This window comes from Cupriavidus pauculus (assembly GCF_002858765.1).
Taxonomy (GTDB): Bacteria; Pseudomonadota; Gammaproteobacteria; order Burkholderiales; family Burkholderiaceae; genus Cupriavidus; species Cupriavidus pauculus_B.
Genome location: NZ_PJRP01000025.1, coordinates 13136 through 28115, shown reverse-complemented (window position 1 = coordinate 28115; position 14980 = coordinate 13136). Strand labels below are relative to the sequence as shown.

Annotated in this window: 11 protein-coding genes; 9 read left to right on the top strand and 2 right to left on the bottom strand. The window is 67.2% G+C overall.

The window, feature by feature from the left end:
- Positions 1 to 8 precede the first annotated feature (8 nt).
- Complete coding sequence (locus CYJ10_RS31435; protein WP_101685396.1) at positions 9 to 1208, bottom strand: CaiB/BaiF CoA transferase family protein; 1200 nt, start codon at positions 1206 to 1208, stop codon at positions 9 to 11.
- A gap of 213 nt (positions 1209 to 1421) precedes the next feature.
- Here CYJ10_RS31435 and CYJ10_RS31430 point away from each other — a divergent pair, with 213 nt between their 5' ends.
- From CYJ10_RS31430 to CYJ10_RS31405, 6 genes are read left to right on the top strand one after another with little or no spacing between them, the layout of a single operon-like run.
- Positions 1422 to 2981 carry a long-chain-fatty-acid--CoA ligase gene (locus CYJ10_RS31430; RefSeq protein WP_101685355.1) on the top strand — a complete coding sequence of 520 codons (1560 nt, stop codon included), beginning with the start codon at positions 1422 to 1424 and terminating at the stop codon, positions 2979 to 2981.
- A gap of 54 nt (positions 2982 to 3035) precedes the next feature.
- Positions 3036 to 4220, top strand: a complete 1185-nt coding sequence (locus CYJ10_RS31425; RefSeq protein ID WP_101685354.1) for a lipid-transfer protein — start codon at positions 3036 to 3038, stop codon at positions 4218 to 4220.
- A gap of 11 nt (positions 4221 to 4231) precedes the next feature.
- Complete coding sequence (locus CYJ10_RS31420; protein ID WP_101685353.1) at positions 4232 to 4687, top strand: MaoC family dehydratase N-terminal domain-containing protein; 456 nt, start codon at positions 4232 to 4234, stop codon at positions 4685 to 4687.
- Positions 4684 to 5100, top strand: a complete 417-nt coding sequence (locus CYJ10_RS31415) for a MaoC family dehydratase (RefSeq protein WP_101685352.1) — start codon at positions 4684 to 4686, stop codon at positions 5098 to 5100. The genes CYJ10_RS31420 and CYJ10_RS31415 overlap by 4 nt, the downstream gene beginning before the upstream one ends.
- A 19-nt stretch (positions 5101 to 5119) precedes the next feature.
- Positions 5120 to 5950 (top strand): SDR family NAD(P)-dependent oxidoreductase, encoded by an 831-nt coding sequence (locus tag CYJ10_RS31410; RefSeq protein ID WP_101685351.1) that lies wholly within the window; start codon positions 5120 to 5122, stop codon positions 5948 to 5950.
- A gap of 28 nt (positions 5951 to 5978) precedes the next feature.
- On the top strand, positions 5979 to 7127 hold the full coding sequence (locus tag CYJ10_RS31405; protein WP_101685350.1) for an acyl-CoA dehydrogenase family protein: 1149 nt from the start codon (positions 5979 to 5981) through the stop codon (positions 7125 to 7127).
- Between the two features lie 78 nt (positions 7128 to 7205).
- Here the strand turns inward: CYJ10_RS31405 and CYJ10_RS31400 are convergent, their stop codons facing one another.
- Positions 7206 to 9977 (bottom strand): LuxR C-terminal-related transcriptional regulator, encoded by a 2772-nt coding sequence (locus tag CYJ10_RS31400; RefSeq protein ID WP_257993619.1) that lies wholly within the window; start codon positions 9975 to 9977, stop codon positions 7206 to 7208.
- 202 nt (positions 9978 to 10179) lie between these two features.
- Here CYJ10_RS31400 and CYJ10_RS31395 point away from each other — a divergent pair, with 202 nt between their 5' ends.
- The 3 genes from CYJ10_RS31395 to CYJ10_RS31385 all read left to right on the top strand — a co-directional run bounded on the left by CYJ10_RS31395 (position 10180) and on the right by CYJ10_RS31385 (position 14840).
- Complete coding sequence (locus CYJ10_RS31395; RefSeq protein ID WP_101685394.1) at positions 10180 to 11859, top strand: long-chain fatty acid--CoA ligase; 1680 nt, start codon at positions 10180 to 10182, stop codon at positions 11857 to 11859.
- A 126-nt stretch (positions 11860 to 11985) separates the two neighbouring features.
- A complete protein-coding gene (gene dkgB / locus CYJ10_RS31390; protein WP_101685349.1) occupies positions 11986 to 12789 on the top strand; it encodes a 2,5-didehydrogluconate reductase DkgB in 804 nt (267 codons plus the stop codon).
- A gap of 227 nt (positions 12790 to 13016) precedes the next feature.
- Positions 13017 to 14840: a tannase/feruloyl esterase family alpha/beta hydrolase gene (locus CYJ10_RS31385; protein ID WP_101685348.1), complete on the top strand. Its 1824-nt coding sequence runs from the start codon at positions 13017 to 13019 to the stop codon at positions 14838 to 14840.
- The last annotated feature ends 140 nt before the right edge of the window (positions 14841 to 14980 follow it).

Sequence of the window (14980 nt, the reverse complement as noted above, 5' to 3'; positions counted from 1 at the left end):
CTGGTCTGTCATGGGGTTTCGCCCGACGCGATCACGCCTGCTGCGGCCAGTGCCGCCACATCGGCATCGCCGTAGCCCAGTTCGGCCAGGATCGTCCGGCTTTGTCGGCCTAGCGTCTCTCCGGCGTGCCGGTATGCCGGCGGCGTTGCCGAGTAGCGCACGGGATGGGCGATCTGGGGCAGCGTGTCGGCTGGGTTTCCGCCGTCGGCCGTGCCGGCCACCGGCACGTCGATCACCATGCGGCGCGCGCGCAACTGCGGATGGCAGGCCGATTCCTCCAGCGTGAGCACGGGCTCCACGCAGCAGTCCGCCTCGGCAAACAGCGCGCACCAGTGTGCAAAGGGCTGGCTGGCGAACGCGCTGGCGATCTCGTGCTTCAGGCGCGGCATGTCGGACTGCGCCAGCGCGAACCATTCGGGGTGCCCCATTGCATCGCAGAAGCGCTGCAGGAACTGCGGTTCCAGGCTGCCGACCGAGAAATGCCGGCCGTCGGCGGTGGCGTAGTAGTCATAGAAGGCACCGCCGTTGAGCCGTTCGGACCCCGGGCGCGGCGCGCGGCCGCCGGCCAGGTAGGCGGCGCCCGACATGGCGTTCAGGCTGAATGCGGCGTCGGTCATGCTGACATCCACATGCTGGCCCTCGCCGGTGCGGTGACGGTGCGCCAGTGCCGCCAAGATGGCCACGCTGGCGTGCAGGCTGCCGCCAGCGATATCGGCCACCTGGATGCCCAGCGGGGCGGGTTTGTCGTGGCCGTTGTAGCTGGCCGCGCCGGCTATGGCCAGGTAGTTGATGTCGTGGCCGGCCCGGTCGCGGTAGGGGCCGTCCTGGCCGTAGCCGGTGATGGAGCAGTAGATCAGCGCCGGGTTGATGGCGCGCAGCTGGTCGTAGCCCAGGCCCAGGCGCGCCATGACGCCGGGACGGAACTGCTCGACCACGACGTCATGCGTGCGCAGCAGCCGATGCACGATGCCGATGGCCTCCGGCTGCTTGAGATCCAGCGCCAGCGAACGCTTGTTCCGGTTGAGCCAGGCGTGAACGGCCGCAACGCCATGGCGTTGCGGCGCCAGCCGCCGCACGGGATCGGCACGCGTGGGCGCCTCGATCCGGATCACGTCGGCCCCCAGGTCTGCCAGCGCCAGGGTGGCGAACGGCCCGGGCAGCAGCGTCGAAAAATCGAGAATCCTCAGTCCTGCCAGCGGTCCGCTCATGCCCATGTCACCCGTGGTGTTGAAGTCCGGCCGATTCTTTCATCGGGGCCGGGGGCTGTCTTGGTCCGTTCGGACCAATCGCACTGCAGCATGCAAATTGGTTCGTTCGGAGCACGACACGGCGCGGGGGCGTCCGTACAGTCGACTCCCGAGACATGGCACCCATCGCCCGGCAATGCACCAGGCGTTCGCATCACATCAAGGAGACGAGACATGTATCTGACGCAGGGGCTGCATCGCTGCATGCAGCAGACGCCGGACAGCCGTGCCACCGTCTTTGGCGGCCGCACCCGCACGTTCCGGGCATTGCACGAGCGCGTGGCCCGGCTGGCCGGGGCGCTGCGGGCACTGGGCATGGCGCCCGGCGATCGCGTGGGCATGCTGGCGCTGAACTCGGACCGCTATATCGAATACATGCTGGCGGTGTGGTGGGGCGGCGGCGTGCTGAACCCGGTCAATATCCGCTGGAGCGTGCCGGAAATCGTCTACTCGCTGGACGACTGCGATACCGGCATCCTGATCGTCGACGACCAGTTCGTGCCGATGGTGGCCGGCATCGTGGCCACCGCCAAGCGGCCGCCGCGCATCCTCTACGCCGGCGAGCAGGAAGCGCCGGACGGCATGCTCGACTACGAGGCGCTGATCGCCGGGGCCGCGCCGGTGGCCGACGTGTTCCGTGGCGGCGAGGACCTGGCCACGATCATGTACACCGGTGGCACCACCGGCAAGCCCAAGGGCGTCATGCAGTCGCACCTGAATCTATGGGCGTCGGCGGTCTCGCGCATGGCCGAGTTTCGCGCCGGGCATGGCACTTTCGTGTCGCTGCATGTGGCACCGCTGTTCCATACCGCCGCGATGGCGCGGGCGGTCGGGCATATCGTGGCCGGCGACGTGCAGGTGATTCATCCGGGCTTTGCCCCGGCGGCGGTGCTGCAGGCCATCGAGCGCGAGCGCATCGAGGAACTGATGATGGTGCCGACGATGCTGCAGGCCGTGCTCGACGATCCGGCCTTTGGCGACCACGACCTGTCGAGCCTGCAGCGCATTTACTACGGCGCCTCGCCCATTGCAGCCGGGGTGCTGGACCGCGCGCTGGCGACCATGCCGCACGTCGCGTTCTATCACGCCTATGGCATGACCGAGGCATCGCCGGTCATCAGCGTCAATCCGCCCGACAACCATGGCACGGCGGGCCGCGCCAGCGGCCTGTACCGATCGGCTGGCCGCGCCGGCTTCGGCGTGACGATGCGCATCGTCGATCCGCTGGGCAACGAGGTGCCGCGCAACACCGTGGGCGAGATCACCGTGCGCGGCGCCAATATCACGCGCGGCTACTGGAACCGCCCGCAAGAGACCGCGCAGGCGCTGCGCGACGGCTGGCTCTACACCGGCGACGGCGGCTACATGGATGACGACGGCTACCTGTTTATCGTCGACAGGCTCAAGGACATGATCGTCACCGGTGGCGAGAACGTGTATTCGGCCGAAGTGGAGAGCGTGCTGTCGCTGCACCCGGACGTGGCCAGCTGCGCGGTGATCGGCATTCCCGACGAACGCTGGGGCGAGGCCGTGCATGCGGTGGTGGTGCCGCGCGCCGGGAAGTCGCCGTCCGATGTGGCGCTGCGCGAGCACTGCCGCGCCGCGCTGGCCAGCTACAAGTGCCCCAAGAGTTTCGAGTTCCGGCCGACGCTGCCGCTGTCGGCCGCCGGAAAGATCCTCAAGCGCGATCTGCGCGAGCAGTACTGGCGCGGCCAGGGCCGCCAGGTGAGCTGAATCCGTTCCCAAATTCCCAATTCCCCAAGTCCCCCAATCTTCAAGGAAACGAACATGAGCAGGAAAGTGTTGGTTGCAGGTGTCGGCATGATTCCGTTCACCAAGCCCGGTGCCAGCGATGACTACCCGGTCATGGGCGCCAACGCCGCCCGCGCGGCGCTGGCCGATGCGCGCGTCGACTACGCGCTGGTGGAGCAGGCCTACGTGGGCTATGTGTACGGCGATTCCACGGCCGGGCAGGCTGCCATCTACGGCGTGGGGCTGACCGGCATCCCGGTCATCAACGTCAACAACAACTGCGCCACCGGGTCGACGGCGCTGTTCCTGGCGCGCCAGGCGGTGGCCAGCGGCGCCATCGAGTGCGCCATCGCGGTGGGCTTCGAGCAGATGGTGCCCGGCGCGCTGAAGGGCGCCTACACCGACCGCCCATCGCCAATGGCCCGCTTTGTCGACGCCATGCGCGACATCCAGGGCTTCGACGACGCCGCGCCCCGCGCCACCCAGTTCTTTGGCGGAGCGGCCCGCGACTACATCAAGGAGTACGACATCCGGCCGGACACGTTCGGCCGCATCTCGGTCAAGGCCCGCCAGCACGCCGCGCGCAATCCGTTCGCGGTATTCCGCAACACGGTCACGCTGGAAGAGGTGATGGCGTCGCCGGCCGTGTTCGATCCGCTGACGCGCCTGCAATGCTGCCCGCCCACCTGCGGCGCGGCGGCGGCCATCCTGTGCTCGGAGGAATTTGCGAAGCGGCACGGCCTGGATACCCGCGTGGCGATTCGCGCCCAGTCGATGACCACGGACCGCAACAGCACGTTCGACGAAGGCGACATGCGCAAGGTCGTGGGCTACGACATGACCCACGCGGCGGCGCAGGCGGTGTACGAGGCATCCGGCGTGGCACCCACCGACATCGACGTGGTGGAGCTGCACGACTGCTTTACCGCCAACGAACTGATTACCTATGAAGGGCTCGGCCTGACCGCCGAAGGCACCGCCGAGAAGTTCATCGTCGACGGCGACAACACGTATGGCGGCCGCGTGGTGACCAATCCGTCCGGCGGCCTGCTGTCGAAGGGGCATCCGCTTGGCGCCACCGGCCTGGCGCAATGTGCCGAACTGGTCTGGCAACTGCGCGGCCAGGCGCAGGACCGGCAGGTGCCGGGCGCGCGGCTGGCGCTGCAACACAACCTCGGTCTCGGCGGCGCCTGCGTGGTGACGCTGTACGAGCGGCAGTGAGGAGCACGCCGATGCTGGACACGAAACACATTGGCACCGTGGTGTCGCGCCACGTGGCAGAGGTGGAGGCCGGCCGCCTGCGCTTCTTCGCCAAGGCCACGGGGCAGGCAGACGCCAGCTATATCGATGCCGAGGCGGCCAGGGCAGCGGGATATCCGGCGCTGCCGGTGCCCCCCACATTCCTGTTCTGCCTGGAAATGGAGGCGCCGAACCCGCGCGCCACGCTGGACCTGCTGGGCATCAACATCGGCCGCGTCCTGCATGGCGAGCAGGCCTTCCGTTATCACCGCATGGCATTCGCCGGCGAGCGGTTGCACTTCGAGATTCGCATCGCCGACATCTACGAGAAGAAGGGTGGGGCCCTGGGCTTCGTGGTGCGCGAGACCCGCGTGACCGATGCCGATGGCGCCGCCGTGGCAGACCTGCGCAGCGTGGTTGTCGTGCGCAACAGCCTGGAGACCGCATGAATCCGATTCGATTCGAGGCGCTGGAGGTGGGCAGCACGCTGCCGCCGTTCACCGCCGAGCCGCTGAGCCGGCTCACGCTGGCGCTCTATGCGGGGGCATCCGGCGACCACAACCCGATCCACGTCGACACGGACTTTGCCCGACGCGCCGGCATGCCCGACGTGTTTGCGCACGGCATGCTGTCGATGGCCTACCTGGGCCGCCTGTTGACCAACTGGGCGCCGCAGCACGCGATCCGCGAGTTCTCGGTGCGTTTCGCGGCCATCACGCAGGTGGGCGATGCGGTCTCGTGCACGGGCGTGGTCACGGAGAAGGACGAGGCGGCGGGGACGGTGCGCATCGCGCTGTCCACGCGCAACCAGCAGGGCGACATCAAATTGACGGGCGAGGCGCTGATCGCGCCCGACCGCTGAACATCAAGGAGACAACACAATGAGCAAGTTGAATGGCAAGGTCGCCATCGTATCGGGTTCGGGCCGGGGCATTGGGCGCGAGATTGCGCTGAAGCTGGCGAGCGAAGGCGCTGCGGTCGTGGTGAACGACCTGGACGCCGAGCCGGCGAATGCCGTGGTGCGCGAGATCGTGGCGGCTGGCGGGCGGGCCGTGGCCTGCACGGGCAGCGTCACCGAGGCCGATTTCGGGCAGCGTTTCGTGCAGACCGCGCTGCAGTCGTTCGGCGCGCTCGACATCATCGTCAATAACGCCGGCTATACGTGGGACAACGTGATCCAGAAGATGACCGACGAGCAATGGTCGTCGATCATGGACGTACACGTGACGGCCCCGTTCCGCATCCTGCGTGCCGCGGCCGACCATTTCAAGGAGACCGCCAAGGCGGAGGCCGAGACCGGGCAGGAGATTTTCCGCAAGGTCGTCAATATCTCGTCGGTGTCGGGCGTGATGGGCAACGCGGGGCAGGCCAACTATTCGGCTGCCAAGGCTGCCATCAACGGGCTGACCCGCGCGCTGGCCAAGGAGTGGGGCCGATATAAGGTCAACGTCAACAGCGTGGCCTTTGGCCTGATCAAGACGCGTCTGACCGAAGCCGTGGCCGGTGACGGCAACAGTGCGACGATCGACATCGCGGGCAAGGAAATCAAGGTGGGCGTCAACGCCCAGCTGATGAAGAACGTCGAGGCGATGATCCCGGTGGGGCGCGGTGGCACGCCGGCCGAGGCCGCCGGCGCGGTCTACCTGCTGTGCATTCCGGAGTCGAACTACATCAGCGGGCAGGTGCTGGTCGTGGGCGGCGGCCGTCCCTGAACCGCACGACATCCAAAGGAGCACGGACATGCCGACAAGCCAGAGCCCGTGGATCACGGACGATCTTTCGATATTCCAGGACGCGATCCGCAAGTTCATCGAGCGCGAACTCGTGCCGCACGAGGAGCGTTGGTGGAAGCAGCAGCATGTGGACCGCGAAACCTGGCGCAAGGCGGGCGAGGTCGGCATGCTCTGCGCCAGCATCCCCGAAGCCTATGGCGGCGGGGGCGGGTCGTTCGCGCACGAGGCGATCATTGCCTACGAGCAGGCTCGCGCCATGGCCACCAGCCTGGGCACCAACGTCCATAGCGCCATCGTGGCGCACTACCTCCTGCGCTATGGCTCCGAGGCACAGAAGCAGCGGTGGCTGCCGAAGATGGCTACGGGGGAAATGGTGGGCGCCATTGCGATGTCCGAGCCCGGCGCGGGTTCGGATCTCAAGAGCGTCAAGACGCGGGCGGTGCGCGATGGCGCGCACTACGTCATCAATGGCTCGAAGACGTTCATCTCGAACGGCCTGCTGGCCGACCTGATCCTGGTGGTGGTCAAGACTGCCCCGGACAAAGGCGCCAAGGGCGTGTCGATCGTGGTGGTGGAGACGGCGGGGCTGGAGGGCTTCCGGCGCGGCCGCGTGCTGGAGAAGATCGGCCAGAAGGGGCAGGACACGGCCGAGCTGTTCTTCGACAACGTCCGCGTGCCCTGCGAGAACCTGCTGGGCGACGAGGAGGGGCGCGGCTTCTACCAGCTGATGCAGCAGTTGCCGCAGGAACGCATGGTCATCGCGCTGGGTGCGCTGGGGTCGATGGAGCGCGCGTTGGAGACTACCGTGGACTATGTGCGCGATCGCCAGGTCTTCGGCGCGCCGCTGCTGGAGATGCAGAACACGCGTTTCAAGCTGGCCGAGTGCAAGACGCATGCGATCGTGGCGCGCGCCTTTGTCGATGACTGCATGGGCAAGGTGCTGCGCGGCGAGCTGACCGCCGAGACCGCTGCCATGGCGAAGTGGTGGTGTACGCAGAAGAGCTGCGAGATCATCGACGAATGCCTGCAACTGCACGGCGGCTACGGCTACATGGCTGAGTACCCGATCGCCCGGCTCTACGTCAACGCCCGGGTAGGCAAGATCTACGGCGGCTCGAACGAGATCATGAAAGAATTGATTGCGCGGACGTTGTAGGTGGGCTTGGCTTTTCTCCCCTCTCCCATGCAATGGGAGAGGGGAGCCCACCCGGTGATGCCTGGATTCGCCATCCGCTCAATCCAGCAACCCCTTTGCCCGCGCAATCGCCACCACCTCGGTGCGGCTTTGCGCGCCGAGTTTGGCACTGATACGGCGCAGATGCGACTTCACGGTCAGCTCGGATACGAACAGCTTTTCGGCAATGGCGCGATTGCGGTGACCGTGCGACAGCATGCGCAGGACATCGAGTTCGCGGGCCGTCAGGGCGTCCAGGCCACCGTCCGGCGAGGCATGGTTTTCGACTGGCAATGGGGCGGGCGTGGCAGTGCCCGCCGACACCCCCATGCGGGCCAGCAGCGCGGGCACGAACGCCACGGCCACGCCGGATGCCGCGTTGGCGCGTTGCGTGGCCATCCACCGCTGCAGCAGGCTGGCAGGCCGGTCACCTTCGTCGAGGAAGGTGCGGACCAGTCCCTCGTGGCTGGCCAGGCGCAATGCTGCGGTCAGCGCCTCGAAGGCGGCGCGCGCCTCGCCCACCGAATCGAGTGCCATGGCATGCAGAAACCGCAGCTTGACCAGGCGCCAATGGCGCTGCTGCGCGGCGGCCATGGCGATGGCCGTGGCCAGCGCATCGCACACCGCGCGATCGGCGCCGCGGGCAATGTCGAGCCGCCAGCGCGCAACCGTCGGAGTATCGACCTCATTGCCGTAGCCTGCGTCATCGAGGGCTTCCCACGCGCTGTGCGCCTGTGCGGCATCCAGGGCCTGTGCGGCGGCATCGAGTGCGCCGTCGAGCGTGGCGACGCGTGCGCGTTCGAGCCACGCCGAGCAGATCGCGCGGGGCGATTGCACCTGGCGACCCAGTTCATCGAGTTCGTGCAGGCGGCGGTGCCAGAGATCGCGGTCGCCGCGCACCAGGGCAATCCGCGCGCTGAGGATGTGGCAGGTCGTCATCGAATCGACCGGGCCCGTCATCTTGGCAAACGGCAGCGTGTCGTTGACAAAGCGCGCGGCTTCATCGATCTGGTCCGATTCATAGAGCAGCAGGCCCAGGATCACGCCGGCTGCGGCGCGACCACCGGTGACTGCGTCCGGGCGTTCTTGCCACGCCTGCTGCGCGGTGCGCAGCCGGGCCATCGAACGGCCAAGCCGGCCGTGGATCAGATCGATGATGCTCTCCAGGCAGTCGGCCACGCTGCGCAGCAATGCGGCACCGGGTGCTGGCCCGTGCCGCTCCCTGGCGCCGGCCTGGGCCAGCACCTGACGCGCTTCGTCGTGCCGGCGTGCGGACACCAGGCCGTACGCCACCGAGTTGGCCAGCATCCAGTACTGGAACGAGTCGTCGGGTGGCAGACGATCAAGCAGCGGCAGGCCGGTGCGGCGGCAGGCATCGATCTGGTCGGTCATGGCGAACAGCACGCAGCGCAGCGTCTCGGCCTGCAGCAGCACGGCCTCGCGCGCGGCGTCGGCAACGGTATCGTCGGCAATCTGCTGCACGGTGGCCATGGCTTCGTCGAAGCGGCGGTTCAGCAGCAGGGCCCATGCGGCGCTGATGCGTACGCGCGGGTCGGCGGTACGCAGCTTGTCGCGGACCAGATCGAACCAGCGGGACAGCAGCCTGACGCGCCCGTTGTTGAGCAGCGCGTCGGCGTGCAGCGCCATCAGCCCGATGGCTTCGTGGTGCAGGCCGGCACGCAGCAGATGATCGATGGCGGGGACGGGGCGATCGGCCGCCAGATACCAGCGTGCGGCGGCGGCGTGCAGCGCGGTTTCGCGGACCGGGTCAAGGGCGTGCAGCCGGTGCTGCAGGAAACTGGCGAACAGGCTGTGGTAGCGGTATTCGTCGAGTTCGCCGTTGAGCGGGAACAGGAACAGGTTGTTGCGCTCCAGCGTGGACAGCATGGCCTGGCTGTCGGTGCGCCCCAGGATGGCATCGCAGAGCGGCGCCGACAGTTGCGACAGGATGCTGGTTTCGAGCAGGAAGCTGCGCACCGCGTCGCTCTGCCCGCCCAGGATGTCCTCGGCAAGATACTCGGCCAGTTCGGTATTCGAGCCCGAGAACGACGAGACAAAGCGGCCGTAGTCGGTGCGCTGGCGCAGCGACAACGTGGCCAGGAAGATGGCGGTGGCCCAGCCTTCGGTGTAGCGGTGCAGCCTGGAGATTTCGGCATCGCCCAGCGGAATGCCGCATTTCTCCCGGATGAACACCGTGGCCTCGGGCAAGGTGAAGCGCAGTGCGCCGGGATGGAGTTCGAGCAGCTGGCCACGGGCGCGGAGGCGGCCAAGGCCCAGCGCAGGCGTGGTGCGCGACGCCACCACCAGCGTGCCGATGGGCGGCAGCGACTCCAGCAGCAACTGCACGAAGTTCAGCACCGATTCGCTCTGGATCGTTTCAAAGTCGTCCAGTAGGATCGCGAACGGCGTCTTCTGCGATGCCACGGTCGCGATGACGCTGGCTGCCAGCCGTTCGGCCGATGCCGATGCCTGCGGGGTGTCGGGCACCAGTGCGCGCAGCCCGGCGCCGAGATGCCCCAGAAAACGCGGCAGGTCGTTGTCGGCGGCGTCCAGCCGCAGCCACGCCGTGGTGTGTCCCAGCGCCTGTCGCGCGGCCACGTATTGCTGCATCAGGGTGGTCTTGCCGAAACCGGCCGGCGCCCGGATCAGCAGCAGTCGCGCGCTGTGCGCGGTCAGCATGCTGTCGACCAGATGCGGTCGCGCCAGGTGGGAATCGGCACTGGCCGGTGGCACCAGTTTCGACACAACGATCGTCGGCATCGTCGGCATCGCCAGCGGCCTCGTGGTGCCATCGGCGTCGTGCCGCCGCGCACCCGGCGGGCTGGGCTGCATGGCGGAAAGTCTCCTGATTCGATGTTCTTGTGGACGCGATTGTTACATGGGTTTTGCGCGCATGGATACCCGGGGCGGCCCCGGTTTGCGGCAGGCGAAGGCCCGATTCGCAAATCGCAAATACGCAATGCGGCGCCCCCGTACTATCGTTGGTCGCCGTGTTTCCCGATGACTTCCAGACTCCACGATGACCCTTGCATCCATGGTGCCCGCATCGACATCCTCCGTCCCGCCGCACTGGCCCGCCGGCCTGCCGCGCGCCATCCAAGTACCGGCCACCAGCCTGGTCTACAACGTCGAACACGCGGCACGCCGCTACCCCGGCAAGACGGCGATCCAGTACTTCGGCACCGCCATCGCGTATGCGCGGCTGCTGGAAGAGATCGAGCGGCTGGCCGGCTACCTGCAGCAGGACTGCGGCGTTCAACCGGGCGACCGCGTGCTGCTGTGCGCGCAGAACTGCCCGCAATACATCATTGCCAGTTACGCAATTCTGCGTGCCGAGGCCGTGCTGGTGCCGGCCAACCCGATGTGGCTCACCGGCGAGATCGAACATGTGGTGGACGATAGCGGCGCACGCGTGGCCATCGTTGCCGAAGACCTCTACGCGCAGGTGGCGCCGCTGCATGGCCGGGCCATCGAGCGGGTCGTCACCTTTGCCTATGCGGACGCGCTGGATGACGACGGCGGCCTGCCGGTGCCCGGCTGGGCGCGCGAACGCACGCCGCTGCCCGCGTCCGCCATGACTGGCCCGGCCGCGACCTGGATGGCGGCGATGGCAGCGCAGCGGTCGCCGTCGGCGCATCAGGCCGGCCCGGAAACGCTGGCGCTGCTGGCCTATACATCGGGCACCACCGGACGGCCGAAGGGTTGCATGCATACGCATCGCTCGCTGATGTGCGCGGCGGCCGGCTCGCAGGTCTGGCGCGCGAACGGGCCGGAAAGCGTGTTCCTAGCCGTGGCGCCGATGTTCCACATGCTCGGGCTGCAGAACGGCATGCACGCGCCGCTGTATCTGGGCGCGACCATCGTCCTGATGCCGCGCTGGGATGCGGCGCTGGCGGCGGCGCTGATCGAGCGCTTCCGGGTCAGCAACTGGAATGCGCCGCCGGCGATGCTGGTGGATTTCTTCGCGCAGCCCGGTATCGATGGCCGCGACCTGTCGAGCCTGGCGTTCCTGGGCGGCGGTGGCGCGGCCATGCCCGAAGCGGTGGCTACCACGCTGCAAACGCGCTTCGGCCTGCCCTATGTGGAAGCGTATGGCATGACCGAGACGGCCGCGTTCATCCTGTCGAATCCGCGCCATCGCGCCAAGCGCGAGTGTCTGGGCGTGGCCACCTTCGGCGTGGACGCCCGCGTGGTGGACCCGGCCACGTTCGCGGTGCTGCCGGCCGGCGAGACGGGCGAGATCGTGCTGCACGGCGGGCAGATCATGCACGGCTACTGGCGCAATGCCGAGGCCGATGCCGAAACCTTCATCGAGATGGACGGCAAGCGCTTCCTGCGTACGGGCGATCTTGGCTACGTGGACGACGAGGGCTACTTCTTCATGCGCGACCGGCTCAAGCGCATGATCAACGCCAACGGCTACAAGGTGTGGCCGGCCGAAGTGGAGAGCCTGCTCTACGGGCATCCGGCCATCCACGAGGCCTGCGTGGTGGCCGCACAGGACGCGCGCCGGGGCGAGACGGTCAAGGCGGTAGTGGTACTGAAACCGGGGCGGCACGGTGTGCCCGGCACCGACGAGGCGGCGATCATCGCATGGTGCAGAGAGCACATGGCGACCTACAAGGTGCCCCGTATCGTGCGCTTCGTGGATGCGTTGCCCAAGTCCGGTACCGGCAAGATCCAGTGGCGGGTGCTGCAGGAGATGGATGACTGATCGGTATACTATTGATTTCAGATCAACAGTTATTCGCCAATACACGGCTTAATCGGCAAAGGTAGCTTCGGCATACTGCGGTCATTCCGAACAGGACCGAGTTCGCAATTTCACTGGAGTTACCCGATGAGCATCCCGTCTTTTGGTGTTGGCACGTTTCGTCTGACTGGCCAGGCCGCCGTGGATTCGGTGCGTAACGCGCTGGATCTGGACTACCGGGCTGTCGATACCGCGCAGATCTATGGCAACGAGGCCGATGTGGGCCAGGCTATCGAGGCAAGCGGCGTCAAGCGCGACGCGCTGTTCGTGACCACCAAGATCTGGACCGCGAACTACGCCGCCGACAAGCTCGTGCCGAGCCTGCGCGAGAGCCTGGACAAGCTGCGCACCGACTACGTGGACCTGACGCTGATCCACTGGCCGGCCCCGGACAACGGCGTGTCGTTGCCCGAGTTCATGGCCGCGCTGGCCGAGGCCAAGGCACGTGGCCTGACCCGCCAGATCGGCGTGTCGAACTTCAATATCGCGCTGACGCAGCAGGCCATCGACGTGGTGGGCCAGGGCGAGATCGCGACCAACCAGATCGAACTGAGCCCGTACCTGCAGAACCGCAAGCTCACCGCGTTCTTGAAAGAGCAGGGCGTCGCCGTGACGTCGTACATGACGCTGGCCTACGGCAAGGTGCTGAAGGACCCGGTGCTGGCGCGCATTGCCGCCAGGCACAACGCCACGGTGGCCCAGGTGACGCTGGCCTGGGCGCTGCAACTGGGCTATGCGGTGATTCCGTCGTCGACCAAGCGCGAGAACCTGGCCAGCAACCTGCTGGCGCGCGACCTGAAGCTCGATGCCGACGACATGGCGGCCATCGCCGCGCTGGAGCGCAACGGCCGCGAGGTCAGCCCCGACGGGCTGGCGCCGGCGTGGGACTGATCCCGTAGCGGTTACACAAGGGCCGTCGTCTCCAATAAGCGAACGGCAACGGAGGGTGCGTCACATTGCAACCGCGCGCGAGTCGGTTCCGCGCATCCTTCGTCTCGTTGGTGCGTGCCGTGGTGCAGGTTCGACGCCGACACCTCACTCATCGCCCACTGTCGTGGCGAGGCGGCGCTGGTTGCCGGCCCCGCCTCAATAAGAGGCGACCGTTCCAGGAGACATCCATGAGAAATCGGCTTCGTGCCGGGCGGCTCGCGCTCGCCCCATTCGCTCGTTCATCGGCCACGTCATTGCTGGCGTGGCTTACCCTCTGCGTGGCAACCGTGGGCCTGGCAGGCTGCGGCGGCGACGGCAGTTCCACCGCGTCATCGGGCAGCAGCACGGCCACCACATCGCCGGGCACGGGGGCAACGCCCACGACCACATTGCAGGTGGTGGCACCCGTGGTGGACTGCGCGAAGCTGGCGGCGGTAGACCTGACGGACATCGGCGGCACGGGCAGCACCATCGCATCGGCCACGGTCACCACCGCAACCGTCAACGGCGCATCGGTGCAGTTCTGCACGGTCAAGGGCACGCTGGCGCCGGCCAACACGTTCGAGGTGGCACTGCCGGTCAGCACCTGGACGCAGCGCTTTGCCGAACTGGGCTGCGGCGGCCTGTGCGGCAACCTCAGCGATCCGACCAAGCAGAGTGCATTCAGCTTCAGCTACAACTGCCCGCTGGTGCAGCAGGGCGGCTTTGCCACGGCGGCGACCGACATGGGCCACACCGGCGCGGATGCCACATGGTCGTCAGACCCGCAGAAGCAGGCCGACTTTGCCTATCGCGGCCAGCACATCACCACGCTGGCGGCCAAGAAGCTGATTCAGACCTACTACGGCCAGCCGCAGAAATACGCGTACTTCGTGGGCTGCTCCGATGGCGGCCGCGAGGCACTGATGGCCGCGCAACGGTATCCGACGGACTACAACGGCATCATCGCCGGCGCGCCGGCCGCCCACTTCCAGACGCAGAACTCGCTCTATCACGGCTGGAACGTGATCTCGAACAGCACCACCGGCGACAACACCGGCAATGTCGTGCTCTATGCCGACAAGGCCAAGGTGTTGCATCAGGCCGTGGTGGCCGCGTGCGGCGGCACCAGCGGTGCGCCCGACGGGCTGCTGGCCGACCCGCGCGTATGCCACTTCAATCCGGTCTCGATCCAGTGCGCGCCAGGCGCCGCCGACACGAGCAAGTGCCTGACGGCCGCCGAGGTGGCCACCGCGAACCAGATCTACAGCGGCCCGTTCGATACCACCAACGGCAAGCGCATGCTGGCCGGCTCGCCGCAATTCGGCTCGGAAGCCAACTGGATCGGCGTGGAAGTGCCCAGCTCGAATTCGACCGACCCCGCCGTGCCGGTGACGGGCCTGTTCAGCAACATGATCGTGACGGGTGCCTACAACCTGATCTTTACGGGCGCGCCCACCATGCCGAACATCAACACGTTCGGCTATCACGATGCCAACTTCTTCACCGACTACCTGCTGGCCAACCATTCGCTGAACGACGCGACCAACCCCGACCTGTCTGCATTCCAGAAGGCCGGCGGCAAGCTGATCCTGTGGCACGGCTGGGCCGACCAGCACATCTCGCCGCTGTTCACCATTGCCTACTACGAGGCGATGCAGAGCACGATGGGGGCATCGGCGGTCGACGGGTTTGCGCGCATGTACCTGATTCCCGGTGTCAGCCACTGCGGCGGCGGCGAGGGCAATCCCAATATCGACCTGGTGTCGCGTGTCACCGCCTGGGTGGAGCAGGGCACGGCACCCAACGACGTGATGACGTACCAGACCGATGCGATGACCAGCGCGGTCACCGCGTCGCGGCCCGTGTATCCGTACCCGGCGGTTGCCAAATACAAGGGCTCGGGCGACTGGCACGACGGCGCCAACTACACGCAGGGCGCCGCGCTGTACAACGTGGCCACCGCGCCGTGGGCGGGGTCGAGCTTCTACACGCCGTACGCGGCGCAGACGCGGGGGGTAGCGGCACCCTGACCCGGTAACCGTAACGGCAAGCCAGCAGGCGCGGCGCCGGTTTCCGGTGCCGCGCCTTGTCATTTCTGCCGGTCGAATCGTCGTTTAATTGTTGATTCCAGTTCAAAGGTATTTCGTCGATTCACGGCTTAATCTGCAAA